Raw genomic sequence first — 13,770 nt, 5'->3', positions numbered from 1 at the left:
GGTGGAAATAAATGAGTCAACACATAACAGTAATAGAGTATAGTCCCTTATGGAAAAACAAGTATAAAGAAGAGTCTTTGCTGATTAGAAATATTCTTGCGGATAATTGCATAGCAATTTACCACATTGGAAGCACCTCTGTGGAAGGTTTAGCCGCTAAACCAATTATTGATATTATGGCAGTTGTCAGAAGTCTTGAGAGAGTGGATATTGATGCAGAAAAGTTTTCCGACATAGGTTATGAATATCTTGGAGAATTTGGCATAGAGGGTAGACGCTATCTTCGCAAAGGTGGTGATGAGCGAACCCATCAAATTCATATTTTCCAGGCAGACGACTGGAATAATATCGGGCGTCACCTTGCTTTTCGTGATTATATGCGTACCCATGAAAAGGAGCGAGAAGAATACGCAAAAATAAAAACAGAACTTGCAAAGAAATTTCCGTATGATATTGATGGATATTGTGACGGAAAAGAGAATTTTGTGCGTGAAATTGAAAAACTGGCGTTCTCTCAATTTGATGGTACATGGGATAAAATGTATATCGCCGCAAGGAAAGTACAACAGGAAAGAGTAATTTCTCCATTGATTGAAGCCGGAAGTGTTTCCGCTACAATTTTTACCGAAAAAGAAAATATCTACGTCGGCGTTTGCATTGATACTGCTTGCTCATTGGGAATGTGTGCAGAAAGAAATGCGATTGCCAACATGATTACAAACGGAGAAAATTATATTCGCCGTGTTATAGCGATTGATCGGAATGGAAACGCTATCCCACCTTGCGGTGCGTGTCGGGAATTTATGACACAACTCATGCCAGAGAATTATCATTCTATTGAAATTATGTTGGACTATGAGAACAAAAAAATAGTCACATTGGGGGATATTACTTCCAACTGGTGGATATAAAGAAGCATGGATATGAATGAATATAGCTATGTCACATTAAGACAAATACCAGAATTAAAAGAAACCGCCGCTGCATGGTTTCATGCCAAATGGGGCGTACCGCAAGAAGCCTATCTTGAATGTATGGAATCCTACCTGAAAAATGAAACGGAATACGGCTGGTATCTTTGCTTAGATGGCGAGCTTATTATAGGTGGTCTGGGTGTAATAGAAAATGATTTTCACAATAGAAAAGACCTTTCGCCAAATGTATGTGCATTATATACGGAAGAGAATTATCGCTGTCGGGGAATTGCGGGACAGTTACTTGACATGGTTGTAAAAGATATGAGATCTAAAGGAATTGCCCCACTTTATTTGATTACAGACCATACAAGTTTTTATGAAAAATATGGCTGGGAATTCTTGTGTATGGTTCAGGGTAATAATGAGCCGGACATGACAAGAATGTACATTCACAAATAACTACAACAAAGACGCTGCCGTTGCAGGAACGCCTGTTCCCACAACGGCAGTTTTCATTTCCACGGCCTGCGACGGAAGTTGATCCCGGAATTTTTAATCAGCGGCGATCTTTTGAACAGCCTTTTCAGGGTAGTTCTTTCCTCGTCTGTGAGCCGCTTGTATTTTAGCTGGAACGCCTTGCAGAAGATTTCCAAAAATTCCTGCACCCTATCGCCAGTGGACTGCATGGCCTTTCGGACTTCCCTTATCAGTTCATCGGCTGGCGTGGTATCCGGCGCACTCTCCATATCGTTCTCATGGGCTTTGCGTATATCGTGAAGGATAGCGTCCCATGTTTTGTGTGTCACATGGCAGAAAAAATCTTCTTCCTCTATCTGACCGGCTTCCAGAATTTTCAAGGAGCGGTCTGCGGCGGCTTCGGGATGTTTTTCCAGTATCATTGCCCGGACAGCGGCCAAAGCACTATTGATGTCATGGAACCGCATGGTAGCCATTCCATCCACATAGATTTCTGCGTCAGCCATCAGTTCCGCAAATTTTTCGTGGGACATCATCTCGCACAGCAGCCGGGTATTGATCCGTCCGCTTTTCAGAAGCGCCACAGCTTCATCAGTCAAATGCAGTTCGGACAGCGGGGTATTTATCTGCTCCCGGTTTTCTGTCCGGCAGAACAGATAGTCAATGGACACCTCATAAAAGTCTGCCAGTGTGATAAGGTTGCCGTGATTGATTTCCTTATTTCGGTTTTCTTCATTTTCATAGCTGGCTAAAGCAGATTTTGAAATGCCGGTCTTTTCCGCCAGTTCTTCCAGCTTCAAGCCCTTTTCGACCCGTAAATCTTTCAAGCGTTCTTGCAAAGAAACATGGTCTTTCATCGGTTTGCCACTCCCTTCCCATGTGGTTTTCGAGCATATATAATCATTATACCATACCGTTCCGAAATCGTGGAAATTTTCGATTTTGGGGCGGTATTCCTACTTTCTGGACATACGGGAAAGGGTTCAAAAATGAGCTATGATTAAGTCAGTTCATCGATGGATTATTCCAATCGAATGACCGGCCTGATGGGATATGCTCCCTGGCGATGTAGCGCAACGACCTGCGGCAAGGAGTTGGAGGAACCTTGACCGCAGCGAGCGTACCAACGGGAACAAAACGCTGCTGTGAGATTCAGGGGCAGGAACGACATCAGGGAGACCCGGCAGAACTGACACCAAAACGCTACCCAAACATGACAAATGGGCGGGGCGTAGTCTGCCCTGTCCGTGATACTATGGGGCTTTTTAGGACGGCTCTATGGCCGTATTTTCTTTGAAAATTGCCCCGAAACATGACACCAGAAACCGCTATCCGCCCATCTCTACCGTTACAGCTGAAATGGGCGGATTTTCTATGATAGGAGGCACCATGCCGAGAATGAGCAAGAAACGGAAGTTGGAGCTGTCCTTCTTCCTCAATGACCGGGGGCGTGTGGCCTACAACGACCTGTGCCGGAAGTGTCAGCATGAGTGTAAACAGAGCTTCCGGGCTGTCGTGATCGACTGCCCCTGTTACCTGTCCAAACGAGCCAAGCGAAAGGAGAAAACCAACTAAATGGACTTTGAATTTATGACCGCAGACACCGTTCTGCCGCCCTGCATGCCACTTCCCGCCGCCATGCTGCGGTTGCCGGTCAGCAGCACTGCAAAAGTCATGTATGCCCGTCTGCTGGACGCCACCCTTGCGGGAGGTGCGGAGGATACCAACGGGATACTGTTTGTCCGGTTCCCCATTGTGGAGCTGGCAGCGGCCTTGTCCCGCAGCTCCGTGACCGTCAAGCGTTCCCTGAAAGAATTGGAGGACGCCGGACTGATCCTGCGGGTACGTCAGGGCGTGGGAGAACCGAACCACATTTACACGCTGCTCCCCAAAAAGGAGGATGACCGTGATGAATAAAAAGCTGGAAAAACTCAACCGGCAGCTTGCCCAAGGCGAAGCCAGACTGCGGCGGGCGCAGCACGAAGAAAAGATACTGGAACACCAGATAAAGCAGCTTACCCGGAAGGAACGGACGCACCGGCTCTGCACCAGAGGGGCTATGCTGGAAAGTTTCCTGATAAGGCCGGAAGTGCTGACGGACGATGATGTGATGGATATTCTGAAACAGGCATTTTCCCAAACTGGCATGAAAGAAGTTGTTTCGGAAATCGTGAAAGGTCGGGTAGCCGGGAAACCCCTTACGGAGTAAGGGCGCAACTATACACCGGTCGAGCCGGTGCGTTGCGCCCTGTCGGGGGCTTCCTGCGGAAAGCGGATGATTTCCAGCACACTTGCGGCTGCTTCCAATCATCACAGGGGACGCTACGCTTCCCCTGCGCTGGCTGTGCCAGCTACACCTTTGTGAACTTGTCGGCCGGGAATACCTTGCGCTGCAAGTTGTTCCCGGCCGACAAGTTTTATAAATGCTTGCTATCTTTTTGAGGCTGAATCAGGTATAATAGTTGCAATAACAAATCGAAGTTTCTGGAGGAGAGAATATTGAACTGTCATATTAGATCATTATATCTATGTGTAAAAGATATGGAGAGAGCAATCCAATTTTATCAAGATTTTTTCGAAGAAGAAGTAACTGTTAAAGATGATATTTATAGTATTTTTGATATAAACGGATTTCGTTTGGGTTTGTTCGCTTTTGAGAAAATGAATGAGAAACATAGCTTTGGAAGTAATTGCTTGCCAAGTATTGATGTTGAAAGTTTAGACATTCTAAAAAGAAAAGTTGAGAATTTAGAACTATGTTTTCCCCTGACTCAAATAAATGCTATTGCCGGGAGTTTTTTGTTTCCAAAGGCATGATTGCCGATTTTGCCATTCACGACAAGGGGGACGGGAATCCCCATGCCCACATCCTGCTGACCATCCGGGCAATGGACGAAACCGGGAAATGGCTTCCCAAGAGCCGGAAAGTTTATGACCTTGACGAGAACGGCGAGCGTATCCGGCTCCCGTCCGGGAACTGGAAAAGCCACAAGGAGGACACCGTGGACTGGAACGACCAGAAGTACGGCGAGATATCCGGGAACGGCTGGAGGACGCAAAACGGGAGTGCGGCGAGCGCAAGCCCCCGGACAAGGCTCATCAGAAAAAGCCCCCGGAGCATGACTTATGAGCCGAAGCAAAAAATGGCGTCTGGAATGGGCGTTCTTCCTGGGCGAGAACGGCAGACGCAAGTATAACAAGCTCTGCAAGGGCTGCGTCCATCCCTGCAAGCAGAGTTTCCGGGCGGTGGTGGTGTCCTGCCCGCACTATCTTTCCCTCCGTTCCAAAAAGTGCGGGAATTAGGGTTCAAAATAGACGAAGAAACCGCCTGTAGTGGCTTTTCCGTGTAAGGGCAGTATGATTTCCTATGTGGAGCGGCAGGGCGTTTCTGCATAGGAAAAACGCCGGATTTTCACCTTTTATCAAGCAAAATGGGAGCGTCAACATCGGATGCAGTTATCCGATGTTGGCGCTCCCATTCTTTTTTTGTTCTGGCTGCGTCGCAGTCGATTAGTCATCCTCTAACAGCTTGGAGGGCGAGATTTTCAGCACTTGGGCGATCTTGAACAGTGTTTCAAGAGATACGCCACGGATCGTACCCGTCCCTTCTACCTGACCAACGAAGTTGACACTTTTCCCGATCCTCTCCGCAAGGACCTCCTGTGTCAGCCCCGCCTTTTTCCTGTAATATGCGATCTTCAAGCCCAGAGTGATATAGCGTTCTGGAAACTCCGTCTGCATAATATCACCTCCTGATATTATGCTACCAACAAAGCAGGTAAATTATAATTGAAACAAATTAGAGGATTATTTACTTTAAGTCAATATATGCATATAATGAGAAGTAGATTATTTACTTTGTTGGAGAGGCTGGCTTGAAAATGGCGAAGATAAAACCGTGAACATATTTAGCGTTAGTTTTTTTGGACACCGGATCATCCCGGAGTTTCGTGAGGCGGAGGATCGTGTGGAGGCGCCGGTTCATGCGCTGCTTTTGGAAAAGGAGTATGTGGAGTTCCTGGTCGGACGGGACGGAGATTTTGACCAGATCGTTTCCTCCACTGTCAAACGCCAGCAGCGGCTTGTTCGGGATGACAACAGTTCCTTGATTTGGATACTGCCATATCCCACGGCGGAGCTGCGCAACAATATGGAAAACTTTGAAGCCTATTATGATGAAATCGAAATATGCGGCAACGCGGCCAGCAGCCACCCGAAAGGTGCTTTCCAAATTCGCAATCGGCAGATGGTGAAGCGAAGCAATCTCGTTGTATTCTATGTGGATCATACAGGCGGTGGAGCTTATCAGACCATACGGAGTATCATTAAAGGATCTGAAAAGGTCTGCTGATGATACTCCGCATTTTTTTATTTCCAAGTTTATTATAGAGATCTGTGCGGGGGCGTAGCTTAATGCTACGCCTTTTCTCGTTTCCAAAAGAATGTCCCGCTCGGGGATTTTCCGGCAATCCGGTACCTCAAAGGATCCAATGCAGTTTTGGTGATTCTGTTCTCCTTGACCGCAGGATAAACCTCGATGTACTGAATGAGCTCGGCAGCCGTGCGTTTGGTGATGGAGCTATTTTAAAAAAAGCTTAAAATTTGTTAAAGCTGCCCGCAAATCGACGGGAATATGCTATAATTAGGCCAAATTTTGCGGCCAAGGCCGTATGGGAGGTTGTTATGAACAAAAAGATTCCCCCGCTACACAGCTTGACATGGCTGTGGTGCAGCTTATTCGCATACAGCGTGCTGTTTGGGTTACTGCAAAAACTTTTGTCTTCTGTTCCCGGCTTGCCGGAGGGTATCGTGCTGCTCCTTAGCTGCGCGGTGGCATCGGCGATCCCCCTGCTCTGGTCCTCACTAGTGAGCGGCGAAGCCCCTCACTTCTCTTCCCAGAAGGCCTCTTTGGGCACGCTGGTTTTTCTCATAAGTGTGGCGCTGAGTGGAAATCTTGCCGTCATGGTACTTACTCCGGTTCTAGAGCGGGTGTGGAACCTGGTTGGCTTCACCGCCCAAGCGGCGGCAGTGGGAGAAGAAATCGCCACACCGCTGCTGGCAATATATATTTGTATAGTCGGTCCTGTCCTTGAGGAACTGATCTACCGAGGAGTGGTGCTGCGCCGCTTGCTGCCAGGGGGGGCGCGGCAGGCCATTTTACTGTCGGCCCTGTGCTTCGGGCTGATGCACCACGATCTCTATCAGGGGTTGTCCGCCTTCTGGTGCGGATTGATTTTCGGCTATGCGGCCCTGCACTACGGATTGGGGACGTCCATCGGACTGCACATCGCCGGAAACAGCATTGCTGTGGCGCTGCCGCTACTGCGCCAGGCGGGCACTCCTGGTGCCCTGGCTACCTTGGCTCTGGTGTTTGTCTCGGTGGTGATCGCAGTGACAGGAGGGATCCGCCTGCTGCTGAAAAGACGGGGACGGAAGCGCGAGAGAAGTCAGGCCGGCGGGAGTAGCGGCGTGTGGAGCAATCCCGCCCTGTGGATGCTGCTGGCCTTTGACACGGTTTATCTCGTTGTGGCCTCATTTACTCACCGCTGAAGTAGTATTTGGATAAAAGCCTTGCTTACAAGCCGTTGATATTACTGGATTTTCACAGATTCTTGAATGCCGCTTGGACCATGCGCTATGCGCAGAAAGAAAAAAAGAATATACTTAATCTTGCTGAAGAAGGATACGGAGATAAAGAATGAGCGCCATCATCATTTCGGTGATGGCGCTCATTTTCAGTAGCAGTAGTAGGCGCTGTGGGAATGTGTGTAAACGGTCAAAGGGGCGGAGCTGTGGGAAACAATGTTTGCGGGCTGTGGGAAAGCTTACAGCTTTTCCATCGGGCCGTGAATATTTGTTTTCCATCGGTGAAGCGGCCGTTTTCCACATTTCCATAGTGCTATTCTGGAATATAGGAAGTTCCTCTTGTTATGAACAGTCGATAGATGGTCAAGGGAATATACCAGGCAGCCACCAGCAACCGCCAGATCAGGACGAAACCGCCAATCACTCCGCCAATAATAAAGTTCAGCAGAAACAACGGAAGGGCGGTTCCCAAAGAGCCGCCGGGCACGATCCAGGCAAACATCCGTGGGATGCCAAAAGGCAGGCCGCAAAGGATGAACAACCATACATAGTCGGTGACTCCATCTTTTGTGCAGGCGGATTTGAAAATGCAGTACAGCAAAGCCGCCACCGCCACGGGCAGCACGCTCTTTTTGAAAAACTCTTTGATTACTTCGGATTTCGTCACAGTCAGCACCTCCATTCCTGGTTCCATTATAGCAGCCGGATAACCATGCGCCCAGGGGTTTTGCAAAGACTGTAAAAAGCGCCCAATCCCCGTTACTCCAAGTCGTTGCTCCGCTGCCGCTGCTGTTCCTGTTCCTTCGGCCTTTCCAGTAGGGCGTCCACATTCTGGTGGAGGGTGTCATATTCCGTTTCTTCCCGCTGTATCTTCCGAAGTTCCGTTTGCAAGGCGGTCTTGCGGGCGGAGAGTCCGTCCAGTTCTGCTTTCAGCTTATCGGAGGAAGGAAGTTTGGTGAGTCCGGCCTTCTTGATCTCCCTGGCTGCCGCCTCGAATAAGATAATCTCGCTCTCAAAGCCGCGCAGGAATTTTTCCTTGTCCTTTGACACTTTGTAGCGGTCATAGACAGGTTTCAGTTTGCGGTAGGTGTCGATCTGCTTTCCCAAGAGAGCAAGGTCGGCGATTCGCTGTTCCGTATCCCGCAGACTTTCCCTGGTGCGGATAGAGGCAGCGGCAACGGCGTCGCACCGTTCCACCAATTCCTCATAACTGCCGATGCCGTGTTCGGTGAGAAAGTTCATGGTGGCGGCCGCCCGTTTCAGATTCTCAATGGTCGCCCACCGCTGGTATCCGGCGCTCTGCTGGGCCTTGATATTGTTCTGAATATCAATGAGCAGGCTGACTTTCCCGCTGCGATGCCGGGGCTGTCTGGAGGGCCCGGGACCTCCGGCAATGCGGGAAACAACGGCTTCTTCCGTGTAATCGGCGCCCAGGGTTTTGAGCCGGGTGAACCTCTCCTGGTCCGGCGCCCTGGCGGAGATATACTTTCCCCGCTTGATTTCGTACCCTTCCCGCTGCAACCGGGCAAGCAAATCTTCCAGGCTGGAGGACACGGGGATCAGCCGGTCGATGGCAGCTTTCAGCTTTGCCTTGTAGCTGGTGCCGTTCTGTGCGGCCTGATGCTCAATGTAGCTCTTGCCCTTATCCCGGCCAGGGACGATGACGGACAAGCCGTGTTCTTTGCACAGCCGGTCGCTGGCCCGGCGTATCTCGTGATAGCTGCGCTTGTTGGAATGGTAATGCTTGTGATCGGTGAAGCTGACCGCATTGAAAATCAGGTGATTATGGACGTGATCCTTGTCAATGTGAGTGGTGAGGACAAATTCATATTTGCCGCCCAGGACCTCCCGTGCCAGTTCCATGCCGATCCGGTGGGCTTCCTCTGGCGACACCTCCCCAGGCTCAAAGGCTTGGATCAGGTGGCGGCCCAGGTGCGTGCCCTTGTCAATGGCATGGCGGCGTGTCCATTCAAATTCAATGTCGGCGGTCTCGGCGGCGCAGCCAAAAGCGGACACCAGCAGCTTTCCGTCCGTCTTGTCGGGATTGCAGATATAATCAATGGCCGCTTTCAGCGTTGACTTAATAGGATGCGTCTTTGTAACTGCCATATCTGATCCAGCCTTTCCCGGATTTCCTCCATGTCGGCCTGATAGGTGGGGCCACCGGCGTTGACCCGCTTGGCGATTTGGTTAATGTTCCGGCCAATGGCGGACAGGAGCTTGTTCATCTCCTTAAATGTTCTCTGGATTCATGACGTTCCCCCCTCTCGAAGTTATGAGAACTCGTATCTCTCAATCCGTGAAAAATGGTTGTTCTCCACATAGTAAACAGCGTGTTCTTTTGCCGAATAAACGAAAGAAACTCTGGTGGCCCAGATTCCTTCCTGCCGGACGGCTTGAAGTACAGAAAACGCATCGGTGACAGTAAACTGCTTTCCGTAAGTGTTCAGAAGTTGAGCAGCCCTTTCGTATCGGTCATCTCCCGGCACAAGAAAGGGCATTGTGCTTTCGGGGGCAAGGACAGAGTAATTGGTAATCAGCGAGTAGCGTCTATCATCTTCCCGCCAGCCAATACCCGGTTCAACGATCAGGGTACGTCCCTGCCTGTCGGACAGCATGGCCTGCATGGTGGCATCCGGGGCATAGACAATCTTTCGTCCCTGCACGATTTGCAGTGCATCGTCAAAGCTGATTTTTGCCTGCACAAACTGTTCTGTCAGGTTTGCGATTGTCATGCAGTTTTTGGAATCCTGATAGGCCCCCTCCGGGTTTCCGTGAACGTACAACAGGGTTCCGACATTTCCGTTGCGGTTCACGCCGTGATAGGAATGACGCACCCCATCGGGCCGCAGGATGCCAATATAAAAGCGGTCTTTTTCTGTTATGATTTTGTGATCCCATACGGCAAGGTCAATCTCAAAATTGAAGCCGGTGATAGTATCGTCACCTCGGTAAACAAATCGAGTACACATGGTCTTTTCCTCTCTTGTGATGTATTTGTTATTTTTATCGTACTGCCGATACGAACACTTTTCCATCCACCAGACAATACCGAATCAATCTGTATCAAACAAAAAACAGGAGTTGCATTTCTGCAACCCCTGCCGGTTCATTTCTGATAAATGATTTTACGAATGGCCGATACGGACAGGAAGTATTTCTCCGCTAACACCTCCATAGAGGTTCCGTTCTGAAACGCCTCTACGATTTGGCGGTTTCGTTGCTGCAATTCCTGTCGGTAGCCCGAAGATTCTCCCCATCGTTTTTGCTGCGCTTGATCAGCGGGAATGTAAAGATAGCCCCCTTGAATATAGCTTTGCAATTCCTTGACCAGCGCATCGGGAAGAAGATTTTTTGCATTGATGTATTTCATGCAGGCTTCCTCCTTGAGATGATCGTCAAGCAGCAAAGCCAGCATATTGATTATGCGACGATTTTTACTCCATGCAAACGTCGCAATCCACTGGCTTTGCATGGAGCCGCACTTCGTTGAGTTTTGTCATTCGACACCACTTCTTTCTGTTTCATAGCATCTTTATCATACCGCGCAACTTGAAATCGCTCAACGATTTTTTGTAAATAGCGGGTAGAAACGTCTAGTTTGAGCGTATTATTAGCGAAGCAATCAAGAGAGGGTTTGGGACACTCCCAACAAGAAAAAATCTCCACTCCGGCAGTAGGCCGAAAACGGAGATTTTACGGGAGTGTGGCCACACTCCCTATGCTTGCTCTCTTTTAGTTCATCCTGAATGGAAAGGAAGGGGATGTGGGATTTTGTAACGGAATTTGAAGGAGTATGGTGGAAGGCGCAAAGCCTCCGACGGATTGACAGAAGCAATGTGACCAGTAACTTGAAGCTGACAGACCGGATGGAGGGAGTCTTTGGGCCGAAGGAAAAATCTAATCAATAACACCACCATACCACAACATCAGATCGAGGCCATTGCCCGCTGTATCCTGCCGGACATTTTGGCTTTCTATGAAAGTGAGGAAGGGCAGAGGGAATTTGCAGAATGGCAGGAGCAACATCAAAAAGAAACCAACTTGCAGGATAAGCCAGATTCAAAAACAGCATAAGCATAATAGTTAAATAGCAGGGGCAAACCACCATAGCGGTCATCGCCCCTGCTATTTTATTCATATTCCAAGTGTCGTAAGCGCCAGATACAAATGCTCCCAAAGTATAATTTTTAGCCTAATCACTCATAACTATATGAGTGAAATTCACTTTTTAATGATTATTGTTGCTTTTGCTCTTCTAACTGTGCAATGAGGCTCTGCAGAGATTCCATCATCCCTGCCGGTATGCCATCGGAATCTTCTCTAGAGAACGAAACCGTCTTATTATCAGAGCCTCTTTTGCTACTAGTCGGCTTTTTAGGTTCTTTCTCAATTACTTTGATTCCTTTTAGCATGACAAGCTTCGCTTGGTAGACATCCTGCGGAGGGCCTCCCAAAATCCGACCTCCTCCTTTAACAATCTCATGAGCGAAACGAAATTTAGCCTCAAATGTTGTCCCCGTGGTAACGTCATTATCATCTAGCCAATCCGCTGCTTCGCCGTCCGCCCATGCATCAATCAACCAGCCATTTTGCTCAACGTCGATTGCAGAACCCATGACAAACAAGTCGTTTAAGTACAATGCGTCCCCTATTGGCATATCAAATGCTTGGTACAATTCTTCGCGCAAACGAGCATCACCATATCTACCATCCATACGGACACGGAGTATTGCTTCTTGACCCTTATATCTTTCAGGCCGCTTGATGAACTTTGAATATAATTTTGCACCGAGGCTTGGATCTTCTGCTGTGTCAACAACAGCTTGCATTCTACCAATAGTTTCTTTTATTGCCCTCGTAGCCTTTTCCTGCAAATCTTTCTCGGATGTAAATTCGCCTACCGTGATTTCTTTGCTGTTTTTAAGCTCACTCCTAAACCTTACCAAAGCTGCGTACTGAGCGTCAGATTCTCTGAATTTTTCGGGAGCGCCAACCTTCTCAGTATCCAAAAGAAAAGCTAAAATAGGCAGTCCGATTTCTTTTGCTTTGTCATACTCCAGTTCAGTATATGATTTGCCAGTGTCCTTATCTATTTCACCATAGCGATGTCCGATTAAAAGTATATAAATCTGTGACCCAGCAATTTCCTCATAGCACCTATCCAGAGGTCTAATTGGAGCCGGGACAAACCGCTCCATTCCATATGCAACCGCATCACAGTTGGTTATGGCGGTTTGCAATGCATCTCTATACGGAATCATATCAACGTACGTTGAACTAATGAAAATTCTATATGCAGGAGGCGGTGTTGTAGCTTTGCTGGAATTTATTGTAGCCATTGCCCTGAACTCCTTTTCTAAAATCAAAATATATCTACATTATACCCGTTAGCTGCCATGCAATCAAGGAAAAATGAAAGATTTTGTCAAAATATTATCTTTGTTATTTTTCTAGTTATAATCAGCGCTCTCTAAATTTTTTGCGCTTCACCCCGTTACGAAAATAGGCGGTTTCATAACGGTCAAAGAAAATAAATAATCCGAACCCATCTCCTATCGGAAACAAGTTCGGATTATATTGGTTTGGTACGAATGGCGATACAGAACTTTTCAAAAAATCCCGTAATATCAATGGTTTCCGGGCTTGCCAGATAGCAAATAACTTGTATTAGACCCCCTATCGGGCGGCTGTTTTGATGACAGCCGCCCTTTTTCTATCCCCAAATCAAGTGCGCGTTTTAGGGTGGGAAATCCCCTGTTTTTTCGCTTGTGGGCGGCGCAAACGAAGCCGCCCATATCTTTTCCCTCATGGGAGGCCGGGCGGTAATACAGGGGCACAAAACTACCGAAACGAACACTTTTCAAAACCAACGGAAGGAGGTATCCAACATGGCGGTATTCCGCATTGAGAAAACCCGCGATTACACGGTGATGTCCAACCACCACCTGCGGGACAAGTCGCTCTCGCTGAAAGCGAAGGGCCTTCTCTCCCTCATGCTCTCCCTGCCGGAGGAGTGGGACTATACCACCAAGGGGCTGGCCCGGATCTGCAAGGATGGCGTTGACAGTATCTGCGCCGGGGTGCGGGAGCTGGAGGAACACGGGTATGTGATCCGCCAGCGGGTCCGCAACCCCAACGGCCAGCTCGGCGCCATCGAGTACACCATCCTGGAGCAGCCCCGCCCACCTGAACCGGAAAAACCTGAACGGGAAAATCCAGTCTTGGATAATCCTGAACAGGCTTACCCTGTCTTGGAAGAACCTGAACAGGGAAACCCCGCACAATTAAATACTAATAGATCAAGTAAAGAAAAATCAAAAAAAGATCTATCAAGTACGGAAGGATCAAATCCTGTCCTATCAATCCCCCAAACCCCCAGGGGCTCGGACCGGAAAGGACGGGACCGGATGCGGGAGCGGGAGAGCTATCGGGAATTGATTTTGGAGAACATCGAGTATGACTGCCTCATCCAGAACCACCACCTTGACCGGGACCGCCTGGACGAGCTGGTGGAGCTCATGGTGGACACGGTATGCTCCCGCCGGGAGACCATCCGCATTGCCGGGGACGACTACCCGGCGGAGGTGGTCAAGTCCCGGTTCCTGAAGCTGGACAGCTCCCACATCGAGTATGTGCTGGACCGGATGCGGGAGAACACCACCTATGTCCGCAATATCAAGAAATACCTGCTTGCCGCCCTGTATAACGCCCCGGCCACCATCGGCAGCTACTACACTTCCCTGGTGAGCCATGACCTGTACGGCGGCGGAGAAAGGAGGTAGTGCCT

General features: G+C 48.9%; 19 protein-coding genes and 1 pseudogene. 12 read left to right on the top strand and 8 right to left on the bottom strand.

Going from position 1 to position 13,770, the window contains the following annotated elements:
* The first annotated feature begins 11 nt into the window (after positions 1 to 11).
* Both BQ5383_RS21855 and BQ5383_RS04180 read left to right on the top strand, forming a co-directional pair.
* Positions 12 to 911, top strand: a complete 900-nt coding sequence (locus tag BQ5383_RS21855) for a GrpB family protein (protein ID WP_071429081.1) — start codon at positions 12 to 14, stop codon at positions 909 to 911.
* A 12-nt stretch (positions 912 to 923) separates the two neighbouring features.
* Positions 924 to 1,376 carry a GNAT family N-acetyltransferase gene (locus tag BQ5383_RS04180; protein WP_071429080.1) on the top strand — a complete coding sequence of 151 codons (453 nt, stop codon included), beginning with the start codon at positions 924 to 926 and terminating at the stop codon, positions 1,374 to 1,376.
* A 53-nt stretch (positions 1,377 to 1,429) separates the two neighbouring features.
* Here the strand turns inward: BQ5383_RS04180 and BQ5383_RS04175 are convergent, their stop codons facing one another.
* The gene (locus BQ5383_RS04175) at positions 1,430 to 2,251 is read right to left on the bottom strand and encodes a helix-turn-helix domain-containing protein (RefSeq protein WP_071429079.1); all 822 of its coding nucleotides are present in this window, start codon (positions 2,249 to 2,251) and stop codon (positions 1,430 to 1,432) included.
* Between the two features lie 532 nt (positions 2,252 to 2,783).
* On the opposite strand from BQ5383_RS04175, the gene BQ5383_RS04170 reads away from it, so the two are divergent.
* From BQ5383_RS04170 to BQ5383_RS21005, 6 genes and pseudogenes are all read left to right on the top strand, one after another.
* Positions 2,784 to 2,969, top strand: a complete 186-nt coding sequence (locus BQ5383_RS04170; RefSeq protein ID WP_071429883.1) for a hypothetical protein — start codon at positions 2,784 to 2,786, stop codon at positions 2,967 to 2,969.
* Entirely contained in the window at positions 2,970 to 3,311 is a 342-nt protein-coding gene (locus BQ5383_RS04165; RefSeq protein ID WP_071429502.1) for a DeoR family transcriptional regulator, read from the top strand.
* Positions 3,304 to 3,603, top strand: a complete 300-nt coding sequence (locus BQ5383_RS04160; protein WP_207646802.1) for a DUF3847 domain-containing protein — start codon at positions 3,304 to 3,306, stop codon at positions 3,601 to 3,603. The genes BQ5383_RS04165 and BQ5383_RS04160 overlap by 8 nt, the downstream gene beginning before the upstream one ends.
* 290 nt (positions 3,604 to 3,893) lie before the next feature.
* Positions 3,894 to 4,211, top strand: a complete 318-nt coding sequence (locus BQ5383_RS04155) for a VOC family protein (RefSeq protein ID WP_071429497.1) — start codon at positions 3,894 to 3,896, stop codon at positions 4,209 to 4,211.
* Positions 4,178 to 4,483 (top strand): annotated as a pseudogene (locus BQ5383_RS19925) (MobA/MobL family protein); the annotation flags it as partial. The gene BQ5383_RS04155 and the pseudogene BQ5383_RS19925, both read left to right, overlap by 34 nt.
* 37 nt (positions 4,484 to 4,520) lie before the next feature.
* Complete coding sequence (locus tag BQ5383_RS21005; protein ID WP_006573022.1) at positions 4,521 to 4,697, top strand: hypothetical protein; 177 nt, start codon at positions 4,521 to 4,523, stop codon at positions 4,695 to 4,697.
* A 207-nt stretch (positions 4,698 to 4,904) separates the two neighbouring features.
* Here the strand turns inward: BQ5383_RS21005 and BQ5383_RS04145 are convergent, their stop codons facing one another.
* Positions 4,905 to 5,135, bottom strand: coding sequence for a helix-turn-helix domain-containing protein (locus BQ5383_RS04145; protein WP_071429493.1), 231 nt, complete (start codon positions 5,133 to 5,135; stop codon positions 4,905 to 4,907).
* A 157-nt stretch (positions 5,136 to 5,292) separates the two neighbouring features.
* Between BQ5383_RS04145 and BQ5383_RS04140 the strand changes: the two genes are divergently transcribed.
* The gene (locus tag BQ5383_RS04140) at positions 5,293 to 5,745 is read left to right on the top strand and encodes a hypothetical protein (protein ID WP_071429491.1); all 453 of its coding nucleotides are present in this window, start codon (positions 5,293 to 5,295) and stop codon (positions 5,743 to 5,745) included.
* Between the two features lie 332 nt (positions 5,746 to 6,077).
* Entirely contained in the window at positions 6,078 to 6,944 is an 867-nt protein-coding gene (locus BQ5383_RS04135; RefSeq protein WP_016147931.1) for a CPBP family intramembrane glutamic endopeptidase, read from the top strand.
* Between the two features lie 349 nt (positions 6,945 to 7,293).
* On the opposite strand, the gene BQ5383_RS04125 is transcribed toward BQ5383_RS04135, so the two are convergent.
* The 5 genes from BQ5383_RS04125 to BQ5383_RS04110 form a co-directional block, all read right to left on the bottom strand.
* On the bottom strand, positions 7,294 to 7,647 hold the full coding sequence (locus tag BQ5383_RS04125) for a DUF6050 family protein (protein WP_071429981.1): 354 nt from the start codon (positions 7,645 to 7,647) through the stop codon (positions 7,294 to 7,296).
* A gap of 92 nt (positions 7,648 to 7,739) precedes the next feature.
* Positions 7,740 to 9,089: a relaxase/mobilization nuclease domain-containing protein gene (locus BQ5383_RS04120; protein ID WP_071429487.1), complete on the bottom strand. Its 1,350-nt coding sequence runs from the start codon at positions 9,087 to 9,089 to the stop codon at positions 7,740 to 7,742.
* Positions 9,050 to 9,208, bottom strand: a complete 159-nt coding sequence (mobC, locus tag BQ5383_RS19920; protein ID WP_476726758.1) for a plasmid mobilization relaxosome protein MobC — start codon at positions 9,206 to 9,208, stop codon at positions 9,050 to 9,052. The genes BQ5383_RS04120 and mobC overlap by 40 nt, the downstream gene beginning before the upstream one ends.
* A 45-nt stretch (positions 9,209 to 9,253) precedes the next feature.
* The gene (locus tag BQ5383_RS04115) at positions 9,254 to 9,952 is read right to left on the bottom strand and encodes an Ntn hydrolase family protein (RefSeq protein ID WP_071429485.1); all 699 of its coding nucleotides are present in this window, start codon (positions 9,950 to 9,952) and stop codon (positions 9,254 to 9,256) included.
* A 137-nt stretch (positions 9,953 to 10,089) separates the two neighbouring features.
* Positions 10,090 to 10,455, bottom strand: coding sequence for a CD3324 family protein (locus BQ5383_RS04110; protein WP_338061406.1), 366 nt, complete (start codon positions 10,453 to 10,455; stop codon positions 10,090 to 10,092).
* Between the two features lie 407 nt (positions 10,456 to 10,862).
* Here BQ5383_RS04110 and BQ5383_RS04105 point away from each other — a divergent pair, with 407 nt between their 5' ends.
* A complete protein-coding gene (locus BQ5383_RS04105) occupies positions 10,863 to 11,057 on the top strand; it encodes a hypothetical protein (protein WP_071429481.1) in 195 nt (64 codons plus the stop codon).
* A gap of 161 nt (positions 11,058 to 11,218) precedes the next feature.
* On the opposite strand, the gene BQ5383_RS04100 is transcribed toward BQ5383_RS04105, so the two are convergent.
* Complete coding sequence (locus BQ5383_RS04100) at positions 11,219 to 12,322, bottom strand: DUF4062 domain-containing protein (RefSeq protein ID WP_071429479.1); 1,104 nt, start codon at positions 12,320 to 12,322, stop codon at positions 11,219 to 11,221.
* Positions 12,323 to 12,871: 549 nt separating this feature from the next.
* Here BQ5383_RS04100 and BQ5383_RS04095 point away from each other — a divergent pair.
* Positions 12,872 to 13,765 carry a DUF6017 domain-containing protein gene (locus tag BQ5383_RS04095; protein WP_044954114.1) on the top strand — a complete coding sequence of 298 codons (894 nt, stop codon included), beginning with the start codon at positions 12,872 to 12,874 and terminating at the stop codon, positions 13,763 to 13,765.
* The last annotated feature ends 5 nt before the right edge of the window (positions 13,766 to 13,770 follow it).

The organism is Angelakisella massiliensis, assembly GCF_900104675.1.
Taxonomy (GTDB): Bacteria; Bacillota; Clostridia; order Oscillospirales; family Ruminococcaceae; genus Angelakisella; species Angelakisella massiliensis.
Note: the sequence above shows the minus strand (reverse complement) of the source record. Positions and strands in the feature narration are given on the sequence as shown.

Coding starts and splice junctions, on each gene's coding strand:
- BQ5383_RS21855 (WP_071429081.1), top strand. CDS start 12: ATGAGTCAACACATAACAGTAATAGAGTATAGTCCCTTATGGAAAAAC.
- BQ5383_RS04180 (WP_071429080.1), top strand. CDS start 924: ATGAATGAATATAGCTATGTCACATTAAGACAAATACCAGAATTAAAA.
- BQ5383_RS04175 (WP_071429079.1), bottom strand. CDS start 2,251: ATGAAAGACCATGTTTCTTTGCAAGAACGCTTGAAAGATTTACGGGTC.
- BQ5383_RS04170 (WP_071429883.1), top strand. CDS start 2,784: ATGCCGAGAATGAGCAAGAAACGGAAGTTGGAGCTGTCCTTCTTCCTC.
- BQ5383_RS04165 (WP_071429502.1), top strand. CDS start 2,970: ATGGACTTTGAATTTATGACCGCAGACACCGTTCTGCCGCCCTGCATG.
- BQ5383_RS04160 (WP_207646802.1), top strand. CDS start 3,304: ATGAATAAAAAGCTGGAAAAACTCAACCGGCAGCTTGCCCAAGGCGAA.
- BQ5383_RS21005 (WP_006573022.1), top strand. CDS start 4,521: ATGAGCCGAAGCAAAAAATGGCGTCTGGAATGGGCGTTCTTCCTGGGC.
- BQ5383_RS04145 (WP_071429493.1), bottom strand. CDS start 5,135: ATGCAGACGGAGTTTCCAGAACGCTATATCACTCTGGGCTTGAAGATC.
- BQ5383_RS04135 (WP_016147931.1), top strand. CDS start 6,078: ATGAACAAAAAGATTCCCCCGCTACACAGCTTGACATGGCTGTGGTGC.
- BQ5383_RS04120 (WP_071429487.1), bottom strand. CDS start 9,089: ATGGCAGTTACAAAGACGCATCCTATTAAGTCAACGCTGAAAGCGGCC.
- mobC (WP_476726758.1), bottom strand. CDS start 9,208: ATGAACAAGCTCCTGTCCGCCATTGGCCGGAACATTAACCAAATCGCC.
- BQ5383_RS04115 (WP_071429485.1), bottom strand. CDS start 9,952: ATGTGTACTCGATTTGTTTACCGAGGTGACGATACTATCACCGGCTTC.
- BQ5383_RS04110 (WP_338061406.1), bottom strand. CDS start 10,455: ATGCAAAGCCAGTGGATTGCGACGTTTGCATGGAGTAAAAATCGTCGC.
- BQ5383_RS04100 (WP_071429479.1), bottom strand. CDS start 12,322: ATGGCTACAATAAATTCCAGCAAAGCTACAACACCGCCTCCTGCATAT.
- BQ5383_RS04095 (WP_044954114.1), top strand. CDS start 12,872: ATGGCGGTATTCCGCATTGAGAAAACCCGCGATTACACGGTGATGTCC.